Origin of the sequence: Streptomyces sp. NPDC101110, assembly GCF_044759525.1 — a bacterium.
Lineage (GTDB): Bacteria > Actinomycetota > Actinomycetes > Streptomycetales > Streptomycetaceae > Streptomyces.
This window is the reverse complement of record NZ_JBIVZM010000001.1, coordinates 657,858-675,963: the sequence shown is the minus strand read 5'-3', so window position 1 is coordinate 675,963 and position 18,106 is coordinate 657,858. Positions and strand designations below refer to the sequence as shown.

The following is an 18,106-nucleotide window of genomic DNA, read 5'->3' as shown; positions in this document are numbered from 1 at the left end:
GCCGGTGGCCGCGCACCACCCCGGCCCGGGACGCTCCGGGCGGTGATCGTGTGAACGGGGCGCGCGGGGAGTGCGCCGCGGGCGGATGGGAGCGTTCGCTACTTGACCGGAAGGTGGTAGGCGACCCGGTACCGATCGGCCGGAATGACCACGTCGGCCGTCTCCACCGGCCGGCCGGAGGCATAGAACGTGCGCTGGACGACCAGCACCACATGTCCGGGGACGCCGCCGAGGACCAGCAGTTCCTCGGCGAGGCCGGGCCGGGCGCCCACCTCCTCCGTGACGTTGTCCACGATCACGTCGATGGCGCGCATCCGCTCGACGACGCCCATGCCGCCGACCGGCCCCTCCTCGGGCAGCATCACGGGCGTGCGTCCCGTCACGGCGAGGGGCTCCCAGGACGTGGAGAGCATCATCGCCTCGCCGCCCTCCCGGTAGAGGTACTTCGTGCGCATGACCCGCTCGCCCGGCTCGATGCCCAGCCTGCCGGCGACCGCGACGCTCGCCTCGGACTGCGCGCTGCTGGACTCCCACGTGCCGTGCCCCTCGCCGTCGGCCTGCTCCTGACGGAAGGGGGTGGCCCCGCCGGCCGGGCGGTAGCCGGAGCGGGAGATGCGCCGCGGCACGGGGCGCTCGCGCACGTAGGTGCCCGAGCCGGAACGGCCCTCCACCAGGCCCTCCGCCATGAGCACCTTGCGGGCCTCCAGCGCGACCGTGTCCGAGACGCCGTACTCCTGGCGGATTCTGGCCTGGGAGGGGAGGCGGGTGTGCGGGGGCAGCCGACCGTCGACGATCTTCTTGCGGAGATCACCCGCGACACGCAGGTACGCCGGCTGCTCACCGAATGTCACTGGCCGCTCCCATCAGGTTGTACAGACAGCAACAGCGTGGCAACCGTAGGTTCTGCGGTGCAAGCAAAGGCCAGGGAATCACTCGATGTGATGACATGGGGGCCCTGAGGGCTTTACGCAGGCACTTTCTCCCCGCTATGGCCGCCGTCACACCTGCGCCGCGGAGTCTTTCTTCCCCTCCCGCCCGAGGACCGGCGGGGTCGTCGCCAGGCCGAGGGCCTTGCGCGCCGTGACGGTCGCCGGTCCGTCCACCGACCCGTACGCCTTGTCGTAGTGCGCGTGGTACGTCTCCGCGTCACCCGCGGTGCCGGCCTTCCGCCATTCCGCCCGGGCGTCCTCCAGGTTCGCGACCAGGTCGGCGACGGGGGTGCGGGCGCCGGCCGGCCAGGAGTGCCCGCGCAGGGCCTCGATCTGCTCGCCGAGCACGTCGTGGACCTCGGTGGCCCAGACCCGATGGGCGGCGAGGTCGTCCTCGGGGGTCTTCCCGGGCTCGTCCGCAAGCGCCGTGTCCAGGGCGCCGGCCGCCGACAGGAAGGCCATCTGGTCGGGGTCGAGCGTGGTGGGGTCGCCGCGCAGGGAGCCGGTCAGCCCGGCCCCTTCCTCGGTGTTGCCGAAGAGGCAGGTGATCGCGCGGTCGCCGTAGCGCCAGCTCTCGCGGGACGGCATCAGGTAGTACACGCCGACGTCGGCCGGCATCGCCCAGGTGTCCATCGCGTACTGGTCCTTGAGGGCGTAGCACTTCTCGTCGGCGACGTCGGTGATCCTCGTGTCGCCCGGGAAGGCGCCGCCGGGCAGCGTGACGACCGCGAAGACCTCGCCGTCGTGCCGGCCCCCGCAGGGCACCCGGTCGACGTCGTACGTGTCGCCCTCCAGTCCGCCGGGCGCGTCGAAGCAGTCGCCCTTGTGCAGTGACAGGCTCTCGTTGCCCCGGGCGCCGTCCTTGAGCCCCTCCCACGCGGTGGAGGCGGCCCCCGTGGACAGCGCCACCGCCCACAGCGCGATCCCGGCGGCCGACAGCACCACCCCGGCGGTCGCCATGCCCCGGCCGCTCTGCCCGGACCGCCGGATCTGCCGCAGCGCGATGAGCCCCGGCACGAGCCCAGCGGCGGGCAGGAAGCAGAGCACGCCGAGGACCAGTGCGGCCACGGCGAGCGCGTTGACGGAGACCGGGGCGCCGTAGGGGCGGCCAACGGGGCCGCAGGGACCGGGACCGGGGGCTCCTTGGGCGTACGGGCCGGGACCGGGGGCGCCTCGGGCGTACGGGCCAGGGCCCGGGGCTCCCTGGGGGCGGGTGGCCGGAGGCGGGCCGTAGGGGTCCCGGGGCTGCCGGTCCCCGGGGGGCGGGGGTGTCGACACGGCTATGGTGCTCCTGGCTGAGGCGGTCGAGGAAGCGGCCGTGCGAACCGACGTACGGCTGGGCGCATCGTAAGCGGCCCGCACCTCAGCCGTCCCGGCCGTCCGTCACCCGCCGGCAGGCCTGCGCGTAGGCCCGTACCAGCGGGCGTCGTTCGTCTGCGCGGCGCCAGGCCAGGACGTAGCGGCTGGGGGCGAGGCCGTTGACCGGGCGGGCCGTGACGCCGCCCAGGGTGAGCAGGGGGACGTTGCCCTCCGCCACGAGGCAGACGCCGAGGCCTGCGGTCAGTGCCTCGTACGTCTCCTCCGTGCCGGCGATCTCGGCACCGATGCGGAGCGGGCGGCCACCGCGCGCGTCGAGGGCGAGCCAGTGGTCGCGCAGCGGTCCCGCGCTCTCGGGCAGGGCGAGGAACGGCTCGTCGAGCAGGTCGGCGAAGTCGATCGCGGTGCGGTCGGCGAGCGGGTGCGTGTCCGGGAGGGCGACCATGCGCGGCTCCTCGGCGACGACCGTCCAGTCGTAGCGCTCCCGGCCGGGCAGGGGCAGCCAGACGAAGGCGACGTCGGCGGTGCCGTCGGCGAGGCCCGCCGTGGGGTCCTCCCAGTTCACCTGCCGGAGCCGGACGGCGGCCTCCGGGTGCGCCGCCGTGAAGCGGGAGCGGATCGCGGGCAGCAGGCCGCCGCGGACCGGGCTGGTGCTCATGCCGACGACCAGGGTGCCGCGGCGTGCCTCCCGGACGGCGTCCAACGCGGCGGCGCCCTCCCGCCACGCGTCCAGCAGTCTGCGTGCGTGCGGCAGCAGGGCCGTACCGGCATCGGTGAGCTCCACGCCGTGCCGGTCGCGCCGGAAGAGTTCGGCCCCCAACTGCCGTTCCAGCGCCCGGACCTGCTTGCTGAGCGCGGGCTGGGAGACGTAGAGGCGCTCGGCGGCGCGGGTGAAGTGCAGTTCCTCGGCCACTGCCACGAAGTAGCGGAGGTCCCTCAGATGAACGTCCATGGTCATGCCCATCGGTTATCACCAAATGACTTGGACGGGCCATCACCCCGGGCGAGAGAGTGGCTGACGTATCGACACGAGACGGGGAGCTGTCATGAACAAGGTGTGGCTGATCACGGGCGCGAGCAGCGGCTTCGGGCGGGCGATCGCCGAGGCCGCCCTCGCGGCGGGCGACGTGGTGGTGGGCGCGGCCCGGCGCCCCGAGGCCCTGGACGACCTGGTCGTCGCCCACCCCGACCGGGTGGAGGCGCTGCGCCTGGACGTCTCCGACACCGGCGCCGCCGAGTCCGCCGTACGGGATGTCGTCGCCCGGCACGGGCGGATCGACGTGCTGGTCAACAACGCGGGCCGGACACATGTCGGGGCGCTCGAGGAGACCACCGAGGAGGAGCTGCGGGCCCTGTTCGACGTGCACGTCTTAGGCCCGGCCGCCCTCATCCGGGCCGTGCTGCCGCACCTGCGCGAGCGGCGTTCGGGCGCGATCGTGCAGATGAGCAGCATGGGCGGGCAGATGTCGTTCGCGGGCTTCTCGGCGTACAGCGCGACGAAGTTCGCCCTGGAGGGGATGTCCGAAGGGCTCGCGGACGAGGTCTCCGAGTTCGGGGTCAAGGTGCTGATCGTCGAGCCGGGCGCCTTCCGCACCGGCCTGTTCGAGACCGGGCGGGCCGGGGCGAGCGCGGACAGCGGGGTCTACGGCAAGGTGAGTGCGACGCGTGATGCCGTCGCCGGCGGTGACGGCACCCAGCCCGGCGACCCGGCGAAGGCCGCCGCCCTCATCCTGGCCGCCCTGGACGCCGAGCACACCCCCCTGCGTCTGCCCCTGGGCGACGACGGTGTCAGCGCGGTGCTCGGCCATCTCGACCAGGTGCGGGACGAGGTCCTGGCGTGGGAGAAGCGGACGCGGGACACCGGGTACGAAAGCTGACGGGCCGTCTGCCGCGGACGCGGGACACGGGGTAGTACGGGGTACGACGGCTGACGGGCCGTCTGCCGCTGAAGTGGAACACCGGGTCCAACGGGTGACGGGCCGTCTGCCGCTGAAGTGGAACACCGGGGCCGACGGCTGACGGGCCGTCTGGGTGTCTTCTGCTGCCGCGGGTCAGCCCCGTCCGGGCCGGGCCAGCCACTGGGCGACGGCTTCGGAGATCGGCTGCCCGGTCTCCAGTTCCACGAAGCCGAACTGGCCGCCCTGGTTGCACTCGAGGAACCACCAGAAGCCGTCCTCGTCCTCGGCGAAGTCGAAGGCGGCGTAGGCCAGTCCCGCCAGGTCGACGTAGTCGTGCACCGACTTGCGGATGCGGTCGGGCACCGGCACCGGCTCCCAGGTGTGCACGGTGTCGCCGTAGCGGCCGTCCACCTGGTCCGGCTCGGTCTTCTTCCGCGCCGCGAACAGCCGGCTTCCGACGCAGGTCAGGCGGACGTCAGCGTGCTTGGGGACGTACCGCTGGAGCAGCGCGGGGCCGGCGGCGACGCCCGAGAAGTCCGCGTCGGGCCCGATCAGGGTGGTGGGCAGGGCCATCGCGGGCTCGCCGGGCGGCGGCCCCGAGGCGGACTTCACCACCACGTCCCCGTACTCCTCGGCGAACTGCCGTGCCAGGCGCGGGACGGTGGTGACGACCGTCGGCGGCACGGCGAACCCGCTGAGGTGGGCCGTTCTCAGCTGCCACGGTTTCAGCCGGGCCCGCTCGGCTTCGCGCGGGTGGTTCATCCAGCGCGCGGAGGCCGAGTAGAGCATGCCGAAGAGGGCCTGGCGGGTCTCGGCGGTCAGCCACGCGGAGGGTTCGTCCGCGTGCGCGGCGGGCTCGCCGGGCCTGCGCACCCACACGGAGCGCAGGCCCCCCATGCTGACCACGTGCCCGTTCGCCGACAGCAGCCCTTCGAAGTCACCGTGCGCGAAGCGGGCGGACAGCAGGGTGTTGACCGGCAGGTCTGCGGGGTCCAGGCGCATGACCGGCACTGCCGCGTCGTGCAGTTTCGTCACTACCAGGTCGGCGGTGACGTCGTCCCTGGACGTGAGGATCAGTACGGTCATGCGCTCACTGGGGTCAGTCGTCGAAGTGGGTCTTGGAGCCGGCGGTGGACGCCGTCGTCCCCACCGTCAGGAGGAGGTCCGGGTCGCTGACCGCCGGGCGCCCGTCGGGGAGCACGTTGAGCTGGAGCGAGTCGTCGAAGCGGTAGGGCGGCACCGCCGTCGGAGGTGACGTGGGCCGCGCGTAGTTGAGGGTGAACGGTCGCACTCGAAGCCTCCGGGTCGCACTGCCTGCGTGCGGTGCCGCGCGCGTCCACGAGGAGTCGCTCATCACGCATCATCCACATCACCGGCATCACAGCATCCAATTCCTTCACTGCTTACACACCGGAAGTGGCGCCGGAATCGTCACAGTGGCACGCCGGAGGCCGCACGACGGGGTCACTCGCCCCCGCCGCCACCCGGGCGGCGGCCCTTTGGGTTTCCCTTCCCCGTCACGCCCCTGCTGCCGTCCCCCGTGCCGGGGTTCGCGGCGGCGTCTCCCGGCCTGCCGGGGTCGCCGGGCCGTGCGGGTGCGGGCGTGGACCGGACCGGCCTCCCTGCGCAGTACGCGTCGACCTCGTCCTCGCCGCCCGCCGCCTCCACGAGCCGCTGCCAGGCTGCCGCGTCGAGCGCCGCTCCCCGGCCGTCGACCCGTTCGTGGGCGTGGCACTGGGCCTCGGCGTCCTGCGCGGAGGACCGGCCGCGGTCCCGCCCCGGGCCGTCCGAGGGGGCCGGTGACACGTGACCGCCCGAGCGGGCGGGTGCGGGAGGCGAGGAGCGCGTCGTCCCGCCGGTGCCGTTCGCGGGTGAGCCGACGGAACCCATGGCCGCGACTGCGACTCCCCCCAGGGCGATGCCGGTGAACACGGCGGCGATCGTGGTCTTCGCCCGGCGGCGGCCCGCACACCCCCGCGCGGGCAGTCGCCAGTCGTCCCGGTGCCGGGTACGCGCCTCGTGCGCTCCCGTGTCGCGTGCGGTCCGGAACGCGGCCACGGCCCGGCGCTCGGCCTCGGGCCCGGGGTCGTCCGCGCGCAGGGCGGCGGCCAGGACCGCGTGCAGCGCGGTGGCGTCACGCGGGTCCCACGGCCCGGGCGCGGCACCGCCGGGGTGCCGCAGCGCGGTGGCGTCACACGGGTCCCACGGCCCGGGCGCGGCACCGCGGGGGTGCACGCGCCGACGGTCCGCCGCCCGGTCGCGGCTCAGCCGGTCACCCATGCCCGTTGTCCGTTCCTGCCTGTGCTGTTCGACGGGTCCGCGATGGCGGCCCGCGACACCGGCCTGTCCGGCCGTCGGCGTCGCTGCGACGGAGGCCGGCCTTCCGGCGCCGGGGATGTGCCGTCCTTCACGCCCTCGCCGCCCTCCGGGCCGAGACCCAACTGACGGGCGAGGCGCTTGAGGCCCCGGTGCGTCGCGGTGCGCACCGCGCCGGGGCGCTTGCCGAGGACGCGTGCGGCGGCGGGGCCGTCCAGGCCGACGACGACACGCAGGAGCACGGCCTCGGCCTGGTCGCGCGGCAGCCCGCGGACCAGTTCCAGGGCACGCTCGGTCGAGATGGTCTCCAGGGCCTGCTCCTGGGTGCTGTGCGGGCCGGGCAGGTCGAGGACGTCCTGTTCGATCACGCCCGGCCGGGGGCGGGAGCGCTGGCGGCGCACATGGTCCAGCGCCCGGTGCCGGGCGATGGTGGCCGTCCAGCCGCGGAAGCCGCCCCCGTCTCCCGTGAAGCGTCCGAGGTCCCGGGCGATCTGCAGCCAGGCGTCGGACGCCACGTCCTCCGCGTCGTCGCCCACGAGCCCGCGCAGATAGCCGAGCAGGCCCGGCTGCACGAGCCGGTAGGCGACCGTGAAGGCCGCCTCGTCGCCCTGCTGGGCCCGCGCCACGGCCTCGCCCAGTTCGTCGTCGTGGGCCTGCGGGTAGCGCGACTGCCGTTCCTGACCCAAGACCGTCCTCGTTCGCACCGGGGTTCGTGATGAGTCCGTGCCGGCCGTCGCGCCCCGCTCGCTGCGGCACCCTCATGGAGTCAAGCGCGCGTGCGCACGGAAGTGTCACAGCGCCCCGGACGTCCCTCACATCACACGCCGCCGGGCACCGGCCGGTCGTCACGCAGCCCGGCGAGGAGCCGACGGGCACCGGCGGGTAGTCACGCAGCCCGGTGAAGAGCCGCCGGGCACCGGCCGGTCGTCTCGCAGCCCGGTGAAGAGCCGCCGCGCCCGCCGCTCAGCCGGAACCCTTGCGCAGCAGGGCGAGTTCGGCGTTCAGCTCGGCCAGGAAGCGGACGACCACGTGCAGTTCCTCGGGGCTGAAACGGCTTCGGGCCGCGTCGGTGCCGCGGGCCAGGGGCCGGAAGTAGTCGCGGGCCAGGCCGCGGGCCGCGTCGGCGTAGTGCAGGTGCACCACGCGGCGGTCGCCGGCGTCGCGGACCCGGCGGATGTGCCCGGCCCGCTCCAGCCGGTCGAGGCACGCGGTCACGGCGCCGGACGTGAGGTTGAGCTGTCCCCGCAGACGGCCCGGCGTCATGGGCTCGCCCGCCGCGTCCGGGTCGGAGTCGGCGTCGAGGATCGCGATCAGCGCCTGCATGTCGGTGAGGTGCAGGCCCTGCTCCTGGGCGAACTCCTGGGCGATGCGGTTGAACTCGCTGTTCATCCGGCGCAGAAGAACGGCGAAGGACTGCAACCCGGTGGGGTCCTCCGCCGGAAGAGATGCCGTGGGTGCACCGGAGCCGCTCATCCCCCCACCCTAGTATCTCTCAATGGTTGAGATACTTTATGAGTGAGTTACTTCCTCCACGGTCACTTCCTCTACGGCTTGGGATGCGCATGAGTACCGCACCGCGATGGGCCCGGCGGCTCGTACCGCTCGTTCTGCTGCTCGTCTGGCTGGGGGTGGGCGGGACGCTCGGTCCCTACGCCGGCAAGCTCGGCGAGGTGGCCACCAACGACCAGGCCGCCTTCCTGCCCCGGAGCGCCGAGTCCACCCGGGTCCTCCAGGCCCGCGCCGCCTTCGACCGGGCCGAGACCGTGCCGGCCATCGTGGTCTGGACGGCGGACGGGGAGCAGTTCACCGCGGAGCGGCAGGCCGAGGCCGGCCGAGCCGTCGCCGCGCTCGCCGGGAAGCCCGGCGTCGCGGGCCGCCCCTCCCCCGCCCTGCTCTCCGAGGACCGCGAGGCGATACAGGCCGTCGTCCCGCTGAAGCCCGACCTCGGCGACGAACTGCCCACCGCCCTCGACACGGTGCGCGAGGCGGCCCGGGGCGTGCCCGGCACCACCGTGCACATCGCCGGGCCGGCCGCCAGTCAGGCCGATCTGTCGGACGCGTTCGCGGGCATCGACGGGCTGCTGCTGGGCGTGGCCCTCGGGGCCGTGCTGCTGATCCTGCTGCTGGTGTACCGGAGCGTCCTGCTGCCGCTCCTGATCATCCTGGGGTCGGTCTTCGCGCTGGGTCTCGCCTGCGCCGTGGTCTACGCGCTGGCCGACCGGGACGTGGTCCGGGTCGACGGCCAGGTGCAGGGCATCCTGTCGATCCTGGTGATCGGCGCCGCCACCGACTACGCCCTGCTGCTGGCCGCGCGCTTCCGGGAGGAACTCGCCCTGCGCGAGGACCGTTTCGCAGCCGCGGTGGCCGCCGTGCGCCGGTCGTTCGGGGCGATCACCGCCAGTGCCGCCACTGTGGCGCTCGGGCTGCTGGCGCTGCTCGCGAGCGACCTCACCAACAACCGCGCGCTCGGGCCGGTCGGCGCCATCGGCATCGGCTGCGCCGTACTGGTCACCCTCACCTTCCTGCCGGCCGTGCTGGCCCTGCTGGGCCGCACCGCCTACTGGCCGTCGCGGCCCAAGGCCCCCGAGGAGTCAGCCGAGGGCAGCGGCGTGTGGCGGCGGGTCGCCCGGACGGTGGACGGCCGGCCCCGGCGGACCTGGGTGGTCACGGCTCTCGTCCTGGCCGTCTGCGCGGCCTTCGCGCCGTCCCTGTCCTCCAAGGGCGTGCCGCTCGACGAGATCTTCGTGAACGACGCTCCGTCGGTGACCGCCCAGGCGACGCTCGGCGAGCACTTCCCCGGGGGGTCCGGCAACCCCGCCGTCGTCATCGCCGACGCGGACCGCACCGCCGCGGTGACGGCCGCCGCGCGCGGCACCGAGGGCGTGGCCTCCGCCGGCGCCGTCTCCGCCTCCGGACGGCCCGGGGCGGGCGAACCGCTCGTCGTCGACGGGCGGGTGCGCGTCGACGTCACCCTGAAGGCTGCGGCGGACAGCGACGCGGCAAAGGAGACGGTCGAGCGACTGCGCGCGAGGGTGCACGCGGTGCCCGGGGCCGACGCCCTGGTCGGCGGGTACACGGCGCAGCAGTTTGACACCCAGCGGACCGCCGCCCGGGACCGGACGGTCATCGTGCCGATCGTGCTGGCCGTCATCCTGCTGATCCTGATGCTGCTGCTGCGCTCCCTGCTCGTGCCGGTGCTGCTGGTGGCGACCGTGGGGCTCAACTTCCTGGCGACGCTGGGGGTGTCGGCCCTGGTCTTCCAGCACCTCCTGGGCTTCGGCGGCACGGACGCCTCGGTACCGCTGTACGGCTTCGTGTTCCTGGTGGCCCTCGGCGTCGACTACAACATCTTCCTGATGTCCCGGGTCCGGGAGGAGTCGCTGGCACACGGCAACCGGCAGGGGGTGCTGCGCGGGCTGACCACCACCGGCGGCGTGATCACCTCGGCGGGTGTGGTGCTGGCCGCCACGTTCGCGGCGCTGATGGTGATCCCCCTGGCGTTCCTGGTGCAGATCGCGTTCATCGTCGCCTTCGGGGTGCTGCTCGACACGCTCGTCGTGCGCTCCCTGCTGGTGCCGGCACTGGTGATCGACATCGGGCCGCGGGCGTGGTGGCCGAGCACGCCGGCCCGCCGGGACGAGGCGGCCGGGAAACCCGCCGTGCCGGCCCGCCTGGACGGCTGAAACGCCCGCCGCGCCGACCAGCGGGGACAGCCTGACGCCCCCCGCGCCGACCCACCCGGACGGCTCAAACGGCCTGGCGGGCCCCGGCGGGACGGGCTCAATGCACTTGGGGCCTCGTCGGGTGCATCCGCCGAGGGCGCCGGGCCGGAAGTGGTCCCGTCAGGGCCGGTCGCGATCCGGCGGCACGGCAGCGGTACGGCGCCGGGAGGCACGGGAATGGCGACGGACGGGCGGTTGCACTGTCTGGTCACCGGGGCGTCCGGGTACATCGGCGGCCGCCTGGTGCCTGAACTGCTCCAGGAGGGCCACCGCGTCCGGTGCCTGGCCCGCTCCCCCGGCAAACTCCGTGACCACCCCTGGGCGGCGCACGCCGAGACGGTCCGGGGCGACGTCACGGACCCGGAGTCGGTCGCCGCCGCGATGCGCGGTGTCGACGTCGCCTACTACCTGGTGCACGCCCTCGGCTCCGGCTCCCGCTTCGAGGACACCGACCGCGCCGCCGCCCGGGTCTTCGCCGAGCAGGCCCGGGCCGCGGGCGTACGGCGGATCGTCTACCTCGGCGGGCTCACACCGCACGGTGTTCCGGAGGAGTCGCTCTCCCCGCACCTGCGGTCCCGTGCCGAGGTCGGGGAGATCTTCCTCGACTGCCCCGTGCCCGCGACGGTGCTGCGGGCCGCCGTCGTCATCGGCTCCGGTTCGGCGTCGTTCGAGATGCTGCGCTACCTCACCGAACGCCTGCCGGTCATGGTCACCCCGAGCTGGGTGCACACCCGCACCCAGCCCATCGGGGTGCGTGACGTGCTGCGCTACCTCGTCGGATCGGCCACCATGCCGGACGACGTCGACCGGGCCTTCGACATCGGCGGGCCGGACGTCCTCACCTACCGCGACATGATGCTGCGCTACGCCGCCGTGGCCGGGCTGCCGAGGCGGTTCATCGTGCCGGTCCCGGTGCTCACCCCGCGGCTGTCCAGTCACTGGGTCGGCCTGGTCACCCCGGTGCCCGCCGGCCTCGCCCGGCCGCTGACCGAGTCGCTGCGGCACGAGGTCGTCTGCCGCGAACACGACATCGCCCGGTACGTTCCGGACCTCCCCGGCCGGCCGCTGCCGTTCGAGGAGGCGCTGACCCTGGCGTTGCGCAAGGTGCGCGAGGCGCAGGTCGCCACGCGCTGGTCCTCGGCATCGGTGCCCGGAGCGCCCAGCGACCCGCTGCCCACCGACCCGGACTGGGCGGGCGGCAGCCTCTACCAGGACGAACGGCAGCGGCCCGTCGACGCCTCCCGGGCGGAGCTGTGGAAGGTCGTCGAGGGCATCGGCGGCGACAACGGCTGGTACTCCTCCCCGCTGGCCTGGGCGGTCCGGGGGTGGCTGGACCGGTTCTCGGGCGGGGTCGGGCTGCGCCGCGGACGGCGGGACACCGAGCGCCTGAGGGTCGGTGACTCCCTGGACTTCTGGCGGGTCGAGGAACTGGAACCGGGTCATCTGCTGCGGCTGCGCGCCGAGATGCGGCTACCCGGCCTCGCCTGGCTGGAGATGTACGCCGAGACCGACGAGGCGGGCCGTACCCGTTACCGGCAGCGCGCCCTGTTCCATCCGCGCGGCCTGCTGGGCCACGCCTACTGGTGGAGCGTCGCCCCCTTCCACTCCGCCGTGTTCGGCGGCATGGCGCGCAACATCGCCCGGGCCGCGTCCGAGGGCACCGGCGGACGGCGTGGCGGCTCGCGCATCCGGCGGGCCCGACGGCGTCGAAGTGTCCCGGAACGAACGGCATCCGCACCACCGCACCAGGAGTGACACATGACCGTCGCGGTCGTCCTGTTCACCTCGGACCTGCGTCTGCACGACCATCCGCCCCTGCACGCCGCGCTGCACACGGCGGACGAGGTGGTGCCCCTGTTCGTGCGCGACCCCGCCGTGCACGCCGCCGGTTTCGACGTGCCGAACCGCGCCGCGTTCCTCGCCGACTGCCTGGCCGACCTCGACTCGTCGCTGCGCCGCCTCGGGGGACGGCTGGTCGTACGCAGCGGGCCGGTCGCCCGCGAGGTCCGCGCGGTGGCCGCCGCGTGCGGCGCCACGGAGGTGCATATGGCGGCGGGGGTCACCGGCTTCGCCCACCGCCGTGAGGAGCGGCTGCGCAAGGAACTCGACGCCGACGGTGTCCGGCTGCGGGTGCACGACGGCGTGGTCACCGCTCTCGCACCCGGGGCCGTGACACCGACCGGCTCGGACCACTTCGCCGTGTTCACCCCGTACATGCGCCGCTGGTCCAAGGAGCGGCTGCGCGACCCCCTGCCCGCGCCGCGAGCGGTGCGGGTCCCCGAAGCGGCCCGCGGCGAGGACCCGCCGTCGCGCCCGGCGGGGACGGACCTGTCCCCGGCCCTCCCGCCCGGCGGGGAGTCGGCCGGACGCGACCGGTTCGCGCGCTGGGCGGACGCGGACCTGTCCCGTTACGAGGAGCGGCACGACGACCTGGCGGGCGACGCGACCTCACGCCTGTCGCCCTACCTGCACTTCGGGGCGCTCTCACCGGTGGAGGTCGTCCGGCGGGCCCGCGAGAAGGGCGGGGCCGGGGCGGAGGCGTTCGTCCGCCAGTTGTGCTGGCGCGACTTCCACCACCAGGTCCTCGCGGCCCGGCCCGAGGTGTCCGCCCGGGACTACCGCTCCCGGGACGACCGGTGGCGCGGCGAGGAGGACGCCGCCGAGGACATCGCCGCGTGGCGGGAGGGCCGTACCGGCTACCCGGTGGTCGACGCGGGCATGCGCCAGCTGCGCCACGAGGGCTGGATGCACAACCGGGCACGGCTGGTCGTGGCGAGCTTCCTGACCAAGACGCTGTACGTGGACTGGCGGATCGGCGCCCGGCACTTCCTGCGGTTCCTGGTGGACGGCGACCTCGTCAACAACCAGCTGAACTGGCAGTGGGTCGCCGGCACCGGCACCGACACCCGCCCGCACCGCGTCCTCAACCCCGTCCTCCAGGGCAAGCGCTACGACCCGGACGGCGGTTACGTCCGCCGCTGGGTGCCCGAGCTGGCGGACGTCGGCGGCGCCGCGGTGCACGAGCCGTGGCGGCTGCCCGAGGACCGGCGGGCCGGGCTGCGCTATCCGGAACCGCTCCTCGACCTCGGCGAGGGCCTGGCCCGGTTCCGGCAGGCCCGGGGCCGTGACTGAGAGCCCGGAACCCGGCGCATCCGAATCACCGCTCCCAGCGGAAGCACTGATGTGCGGATGACCGGAAGCGAGAAGGGGTTGCGCATGCTTGGACCGCGGCCGACGGTGGCCGGACCGGCGGAGCCGAACGACGCCCCGCTCACGGCTCCCGGAGCCACGCGCGCCATGGAGGCCGTCCTCGAGCGGGTGCTCGACGCGCGGCTGCGGCAAGCACACGACACGGATGCGGTGTTCACCCACGACATGGCCGAGCGCGTCGCCGCGTTCGTCCGGCGGGGCGGCAAGCGGCTGCGGACCGCGTTCGTGTGGTGCGGCTGGCGGGCCGCGGGCGGCTCGGGCGACACGGGTGCGGTCCTGCGCACCGGGGCCGCCCTCGAACTGCTCCAGGCCTGCGCGCTCATCCACGACGACGTGATGGACGGATCACCGCTGCGCCGGGGCGGGCCCGCGATGCACGTGGACTTCGCCCGTGGGCACCGGCCCGGACGGGCCGGCGGCTCCGCCGAGGCGTTCGGGACGTCGGCGGCCGTGCTCGCGGGCGATCTGGCGCTGGCGTGGGCGGACGACCTGCTGACGGAGACGGCGCTCGCCTCCCCGTACGGGGCGCGGCTGAACGAGGAGTGGCGGGCCATGCGCACCGAGATGGTCGCCGGGCAGTACCGCGACCTGCGGGCGCAGGCGAGCGGCTCGTCCGGCGCGGAGGAGGCACTGACCATCGCCGTTCTGAAGAGCGCCCGGTACACGGTCGTACGGCCGCTGACGCTGGGTGCGTCGCTGGCCGGCGCCGACGCGCGGACCCTCGGCGCGCTGCGGGCGGCGGGCCGGTGCGCGGGGCTCGCCTTCCAGCTGCGCGACGATCTGCTCGGCGCGTTCGGGGACCCGGCGCTGACGGGCAAACCGGCCGACGAGGACCTGCGCTTCCGCAAGCTCACCCCGCTCCTCGCCGTCGCCGTCCGGCTCGCGGAAGCCGGTGGCGACGAGGACGCCGCCGCCGTGCTCGCCCCGGACGCTGACGCCCGGCCGGGGCACACCGTCGAGCGGATGCGGGCGGCGCTGGAGCGGACGGGCGCACGGGCCGAGGTGGAGTCCAGGATCGCGGACCTGGCCGCCGCCGGCCTGCGGCACTTCGAGGCGGCCGGTGCCGCGCCCGCCGTACGGCGGGAGTTCGCCGATCTCGTCCGGCGGGCTTCGGGCGTCGTCCCGCAGCACGCGCAGGAGCTCGTATGAGGACCGTGACGGGTCCGACGGACCATGTCGTCGTGGTGGGCGCCGGCCTGTCCGGGCTGGCGTGCGCCCTGCACCTGCTGGGCGCCGGCCGCCGGGTCACGCTCGTCGAACGGGACGCCGGCCCGGGCGGGAGGGCGGGCCGGGCCGGGCTCGGCGGCTACCTGGTGGACACCGGGCCGACCGTGCTGACCATGCCGCACCTGGCCGACGAGGCGTTCGCGGCCGTCGGCGAGAGCCTGCGCGGGCACGTCGAGCTGGTGGCCCTGCACCCCGCCTACCGTGCCGGTTTCGCGGACGGGTCCTCGCTCGACGTGCACACCGACGGCGACGCCATGGAGGCGGAGGTGCGGCGCTTCGCCGGGCCGGTGGAGGCGGCGGGCTACCGCAGACTGCGCGGGTGGCTGGAGCGGCTGTACCGGGCGCAGATGCGCCGGTTCATCGACACCAACTTCGACTCGCCGTTCCAGCTGGCGCACCCGGACCTGGCCCGTCTCGCGGCGCTCGGCGGGTTCGGCCGGCTGGACGCCCGGATCGGCCGTTTCCTCTCCGACGCCCGGCTGCGCCGCGTCTTCTCCTTCCAGGCCCTGTACGCCGGTGTGGCCCCGGCCCGGGCGCTCGCGGCGTACGCGGTGATCGCCTACATGGACACCGTGGCGGGGGTCTGGTTCCCCAAGGGCGGCATGCACGCGCTGCCCCGCGCGATGGCCGACGTGGCGGCCGCCGCCGGTGCCGAGCTGCGCTGGTCGGCCGAGGTGAGCACGCTGGAACGCGCCGCGGGCCGGGTGCGGGCCGTCCGCCTCGCCTCGGGCGAGCGCATCCCGTGCGACGCGGTGGTGCTGACCTGTGAACTGCCCGCCGCGCACCGGCTGCTGGGCAGGGCGCCCCGGCGTCCGGTGCCGCTGCGGCACTCGCCGTCCGCGGTGATCCTGCACGCGGGCACCGACCGCACCTGGCCGCACCTCGCCCACCACACGCTGTCCTTCGGCGCCGCGTGGGAGCGCACCTTCGACGAACTGACCCGGACGGGGACGCTGATGAGCGACCCGTCCCTGCTGATCACCCGCCCGACCACGCACGACGCCTCGCTGGCGCCGCCGGGCCGTCACCTCCACTACGTCCTGGCGCCCTGCCCCAACACCGACGTGGGCCCCTCCGCCGCCGCCTGGCGGGACCTGGGCCCCCGCTACCGCGACCGGCTGGTCGCCGAGCTGGAGCGCCGCGGCCTGGACGGCTTCGCGGACAGCGTGGAGGAGGAACTGCTGGTGACCCCGCTGGACTGGACGGCCCAGGGCCACGCGGCGGGCAGTCCCTTCTCCGTCTCCCACACCTTCGCCCAGACCGGGCCCTTCCGGCCGCGCAACCTCGTCCGAGGGCTGGACAACGTGGTGCTGGCCGGCTGCGGGACCACACCCGGTGTCGGCGTACCGACCGTGCTCATCAGCGGGAAACTCGCCGCCGCCCGCGTCACCGGAGGCCCCGCCCCCGTGCCCCGGGCGGGCCGGTCCGCGTACCGCCGCCCGTCCGCCCCGACCGGAGCAGGTGCCCATGACCCGTCGTGAACTGGACGCCGCCGGGATCACCGACCCCGCCCTGCGCGCCGCCTACAGCCGGTGCCGACGGCTCAACGCCCGCCATGGCCGCACCTACTTCCTGGCCACGCGCCTGCTGCCGCCGGAACGCCGTACGGCCGTGCACGCGCTGTACGGCTTCGCCCGCTGGGCCGACGACATCGTCGACGAGCTGGACCGGCGGCTGACGCCCGACGAGCGGGACCTCCTGCTGAAGCGGCTGGAGGAGGACCTCACCCAGGCGCTGCGCACCGGCGGCGGGGACGAACCGGTGGTCCGCGCCGTGGCCGACACCGCCGACCGCTACGGCATCGACGTGGACCTGTTCGCCGACTTCCTCGCCTCGATGCGCGCCGACCTGACCGTCACGGACTACCCGACCTACGCCGATCTGCGGGCCTACATGCACGGCTCGGCCGCGGTGATCGGCCTGCAGATGCTGCCCGTGCTCGGCACGGTCGTCCCGCGCGAGGAGGCGGCACCGCGCGCGGCGGCCCTCGGGGTGGCGTTCCAGCTGACCAACTTCCTGCGGGACGTGGGCGAGGACCTGGACCGGGGGCGCGTCTACCTGCCCGCGGACCTGCTCGCCGCCCACGGGGTGGACCGGCCGCTGCTGGAGTGGAGCAGGCGCAGCGGCCGGCGCGACCCTCGCATCCGGGCCGCACTGGTCGCGGCCGAGGCCCTGACCAGGGACGTGTACCGGGAGGCGGAACCGGGCATCGCGATGCTCGACCCGCGGGTGCGGCCCTGCATCAGAACCGCGTTCACGCTGTACGGCGGCATCCTCGACGCGATCGCGCGGCAGGACTACACCGTGCTGCACCGCCGTGCCGTGGTACCCCGCCGGCAGCGGGCCGCCACCGCCGCGGCCGGTGTCCTCAAGGTGGCCCTCGCACGGCGGCATGCGGCGCCCGCGGCGGACCGCGGCGCCCTGGAACGGAAGGGACCGGGTCGTGGCTGACCGAGCCGGCAAGGCACGCTGGACCTCACCGCTGCGGCGGCGCCGCGGCCCCGGCTGGGCGGAGCAGACGCCGACCTGGCGCGACGCCCGCCCGGCGCTGATCGCCGACGCCCTCAAACGGGCCTGCGCGCGGCCGTCGGGCAACTGGTTCGTGGTGGGTGCCTCCCGGGACGTGCGCCCCGGCCGCCCCTGCGGCAGGACCGTCGGCGGCGTCGAGGTGGTGCTGTGGCGCTCGCCGGCGGGTGAGCTCCGGGCGGGTCCCGGCGCCTGCCCGCACCTCGGTGCTCCGCTGCGCGACAGCAGGGTGGTGTGCGGCACGCTCGTGTGCCACTGGCACGGACTGGCCCTGGACGGCTCCGCGTTCGCCGGCTGGCCGCCGTACCCCGCCCACGACGACGGGGTGCTGGTGTGGGTACGGCTGGACGCGGTCGGCGGCGAGGAGCCGTCGGAGCGGCCCGCGGTCCCGGCCCGGCCCGCACCGGGCAGCGGGGTGGACGCGGTGTTCACGGCGATCGGGCGGTGCGAACCGCAGGACGTGGTGGCCAACCGGCTCGACCCGTGGCACGGGTCCTGGTTCCACCCGTACTCCTTCGTCGATCTGACGGTCGTGAGGGAACCGCGGGGCGACCAGGGGGGCGACGAGGACGACGCCTTCGTCGTCGACGTCTCCTTCCGGGTGGCGGGCCGTCTGGTGGTGCCCGTGCGGGCCGAGTTCACCGCGCCGGAGCCGCGCACCGTGCTGATGCGCATCACCGACGGCGAGGGGGCGACGTCCGTGGTGGAGACCCATGCCACGCCGCTGACCGCCGCGGACGCGCAGCAGCCGCGGACCGCCGTCGTCGAAGCGGTCGTCGCCGCCTCGGACCGGCGCGGTTTCGCCCTGGCCCGGGCCGCGGCCCCCGTGCTGCGCCCCCTGATGCGGCACACGGCCGGACGGTTGTGGCGCGACGACCTGGCCTACGCCGAGAGGCGCTGGGAGTTGCGCAGCACCGGACGCTTCCCCGGCTGACACGACCCCGCCGGACGGGCCTGCGCG

Annotated in this window: 15 protein-coding genes and 1 pseudogene; 8 read left to right on the top strand and 8 right to left on the bottom strand. The window is 74.8% G+C overall.

What is annotated here, in order from left to right; all coding sequences use genetic code 11:
* Positions 1-98: 98 nt before the first annotated feature.
* From ACIQU3_RS03175 to ACIQU3_RS03165, 3 genes are all read right to left on the bottom strand, one after another.
* The gene (locus ACIQU3_RS03175; protein WP_403725311.1) at positions 99-851 is read right to left on the bottom strand and encodes a GntR family transcriptional regulator; all 753 of its coding nucleotides are present in this window, start codon (positions 849-851) and stop codon (positions 99-101) included.
* Between the two features lie 147 nt (positions 852-998).
* Positions 999-2,207, bottom strand: a complete 1,209-nt coding sequence (locus ACIQU3_RS03170) for a DUF4190 domain-containing protein (RefSeq protein ID WP_403923188.1) — start codon at positions 2,205-2,207, stop codon at positions 999-1,001.
* Positions 2,208-2,292: 85 nt separating this feature from the next.
* Positions 2,293-3,210, bottom strand: coding sequence for a LysR family transcriptional regulator (locus ACIQU3_RS03165; RefSeq protein WP_403923186.1), 918 nt, complete (start codon positions 3,208-3,210; stop codon positions 2,293-2,295).
* A gap of 82 nt (positions 3,211-3,292) precedes the next feature.
* Here ACIQU3_RS03165 and ACIQU3_RS03160 point away from each other — a divergent pair, with 82 nt between their 5' ends.
* Positions 3,293-4,123 (top strand): SDR family NAD(P)-dependent oxidoreductase, encoded by an 831-nt coding sequence (locus ACIQU3_RS03160; RefSeq protein ID WP_403923184.1) that lies wholly within the window; start codon positions 3,293-3,295, stop codon positions 4,121-4,123.
* A gap of 174 nt (positions 4,124-4,297) precedes the next feature.
* Here the strand turns inward: ACIQU3_RS03160 and tgmB are convergent, their stop codons facing one another.
* From tgmB to ACIQU3_RS03135, 5 genes and pseudogenes are all read right to left on the bottom strand, one after another.
* Complete coding sequence (gene tgmB, locus ACIQU3_RS03155; RefSeq protein ID WP_403923182.1) at positions 4,298-5,230, bottom strand: ATP-grasp ribosomal peptide maturase; 933 nt, start codon at positions 5,228-5,230, stop codon at positions 4,298-4,300.
* A 13-nt stretch (positions 5,231-5,243) separates the two neighbouring features.
* Complete coding sequence (gene tgmA, locus ACIQU3_RS03150) at positions 5,244-5,435, bottom strand: putative ATP-grasp-modified RiPP (RefSeq protein ID WP_403725289.1); 192 nt, start codon at positions 5,433-5,435, stop codon at positions 5,244-5,246.
* Between the two features lie 173 nt (positions 5,436-5,608).
* Positions 5,609-6,424, bottom strand: a complete 816-nt coding sequence (locus ACIQU3_RS03145) for a hypothetical protein (protein WP_403923180.1) — start codon at positions 6,422-6,424, stop codon at positions 5,609-5,611.
* A 155-nt stretch (positions 6,425-6,579) separates the two neighbouring features.
* A pseudogene (locus ACIQU3_RS03140) lies at positions 6,580-7,146 on the bottom strand (RNA polymerase sigma factor); the annotation flags it as partial.
* Between the two features lie 277 nt (positions 7,147-7,423).
* The gene (locus ACIQU3_RS03135) at positions 7,424-7,933 is read right to left on the bottom strand and encodes a MarR family winged helix-turn-helix transcriptional regulator (RefSeq protein ID WP_403725283.1); all 510 of its coding nucleotides are present in this window, start codon (positions 7,931-7,933) and stop codon (positions 7,424-7,426) included.
* 89 nt (positions 7,934-8,022) lie between these two features.
* On the opposite strand from ACIQU3_RS03135, the gene ACIQU3_RS03130 reads away from it, so the two are divergent.
* The 7 genes from ACIQU3_RS03130 (at position 8,023) to ACIQU3_RS03100 (ending at position 18,079) form a co-directional block, all read left to right on the top strand.
* Complete coding sequence (locus ACIQU3_RS03130; protein ID WP_403725281.1) at positions 8,023-10,143, top strand: MMPL family transporter; 2,121 nt, start codon at positions 8,023-8,025, stop codon at positions 10,141-10,143.
* 216 nt (positions 10,144-10,359) lie between these two features.
* Positions 10,360-11,937 (top strand): SDR family oxidoreductase, encoded by a 1,578-nt coding sequence (locus ACIQU3_RS03125; RefSeq protein WP_403725278.1) that lies wholly within the window; start codon positions 10,360-10,362, stop codon positions 11,935-11,937.
* A 3-nt stretch (positions 11,938-11,940) separates the two neighbouring features.
* Positions 11,941-13,314, top strand: a complete 1,374-nt coding sequence (locus ACIQU3_RS03120) for a cryptochrome/photolyase family protein (protein WP_403725275.1) — start codon at positions 11,941-11,943, stop codon at positions 13,312-13,314.
* An 84-nt stretch (positions 13,315-13,398) separates the two neighbouring features.
* Positions 13,399-14,541, top strand: a complete 1,143-nt coding sequence (locus ACIQU3_RS03115) for a polyprenyl synthetase family protein (protein ID WP_403725272.1) — start codon at positions 13,399-13,401, stop codon at positions 14,539-14,541.
* Positions 14,538-16,100: a phytoene desaturase family protein gene (gene crtI / locus ACIQU3_RS03110; protein WP_403923179.1), complete on the top strand. Its 1,563-nt coding sequence runs from the start codon at positions 14,538-14,540 to the stop codon at positions 16,098-16,100. The genes ACIQU3_RS03115 and crtI overlap by 4 nt, the downstream gene beginning before the upstream one ends.
* Entirely contained in the window at positions 16,087-17,070 is a 984-nt protein-coding gene (locus ACIQU3_RS03105; protein ID WP_403725267.1) for a phytoene/squalene synthase family protein, read from the top strand. Before crtI ends, ACIQU3_RS03105 begins: the two co-directional genes overlap by 14 nt.
* Entirely contained in the window at positions 17,063-18,079 is a 1,017-nt protein-coding gene (locus ACIQU3_RS03100) for a DUF5914 domain-containing protein (RefSeq protein WP_403725265.1), read from the top strand. The genes ACIQU3_RS03105 and ACIQU3_RS03100 overlap by 8 nt, the downstream gene beginning before the upstream one ends.
* Positions 18,080-18,106: the final 27 nt, after the last annotated feature.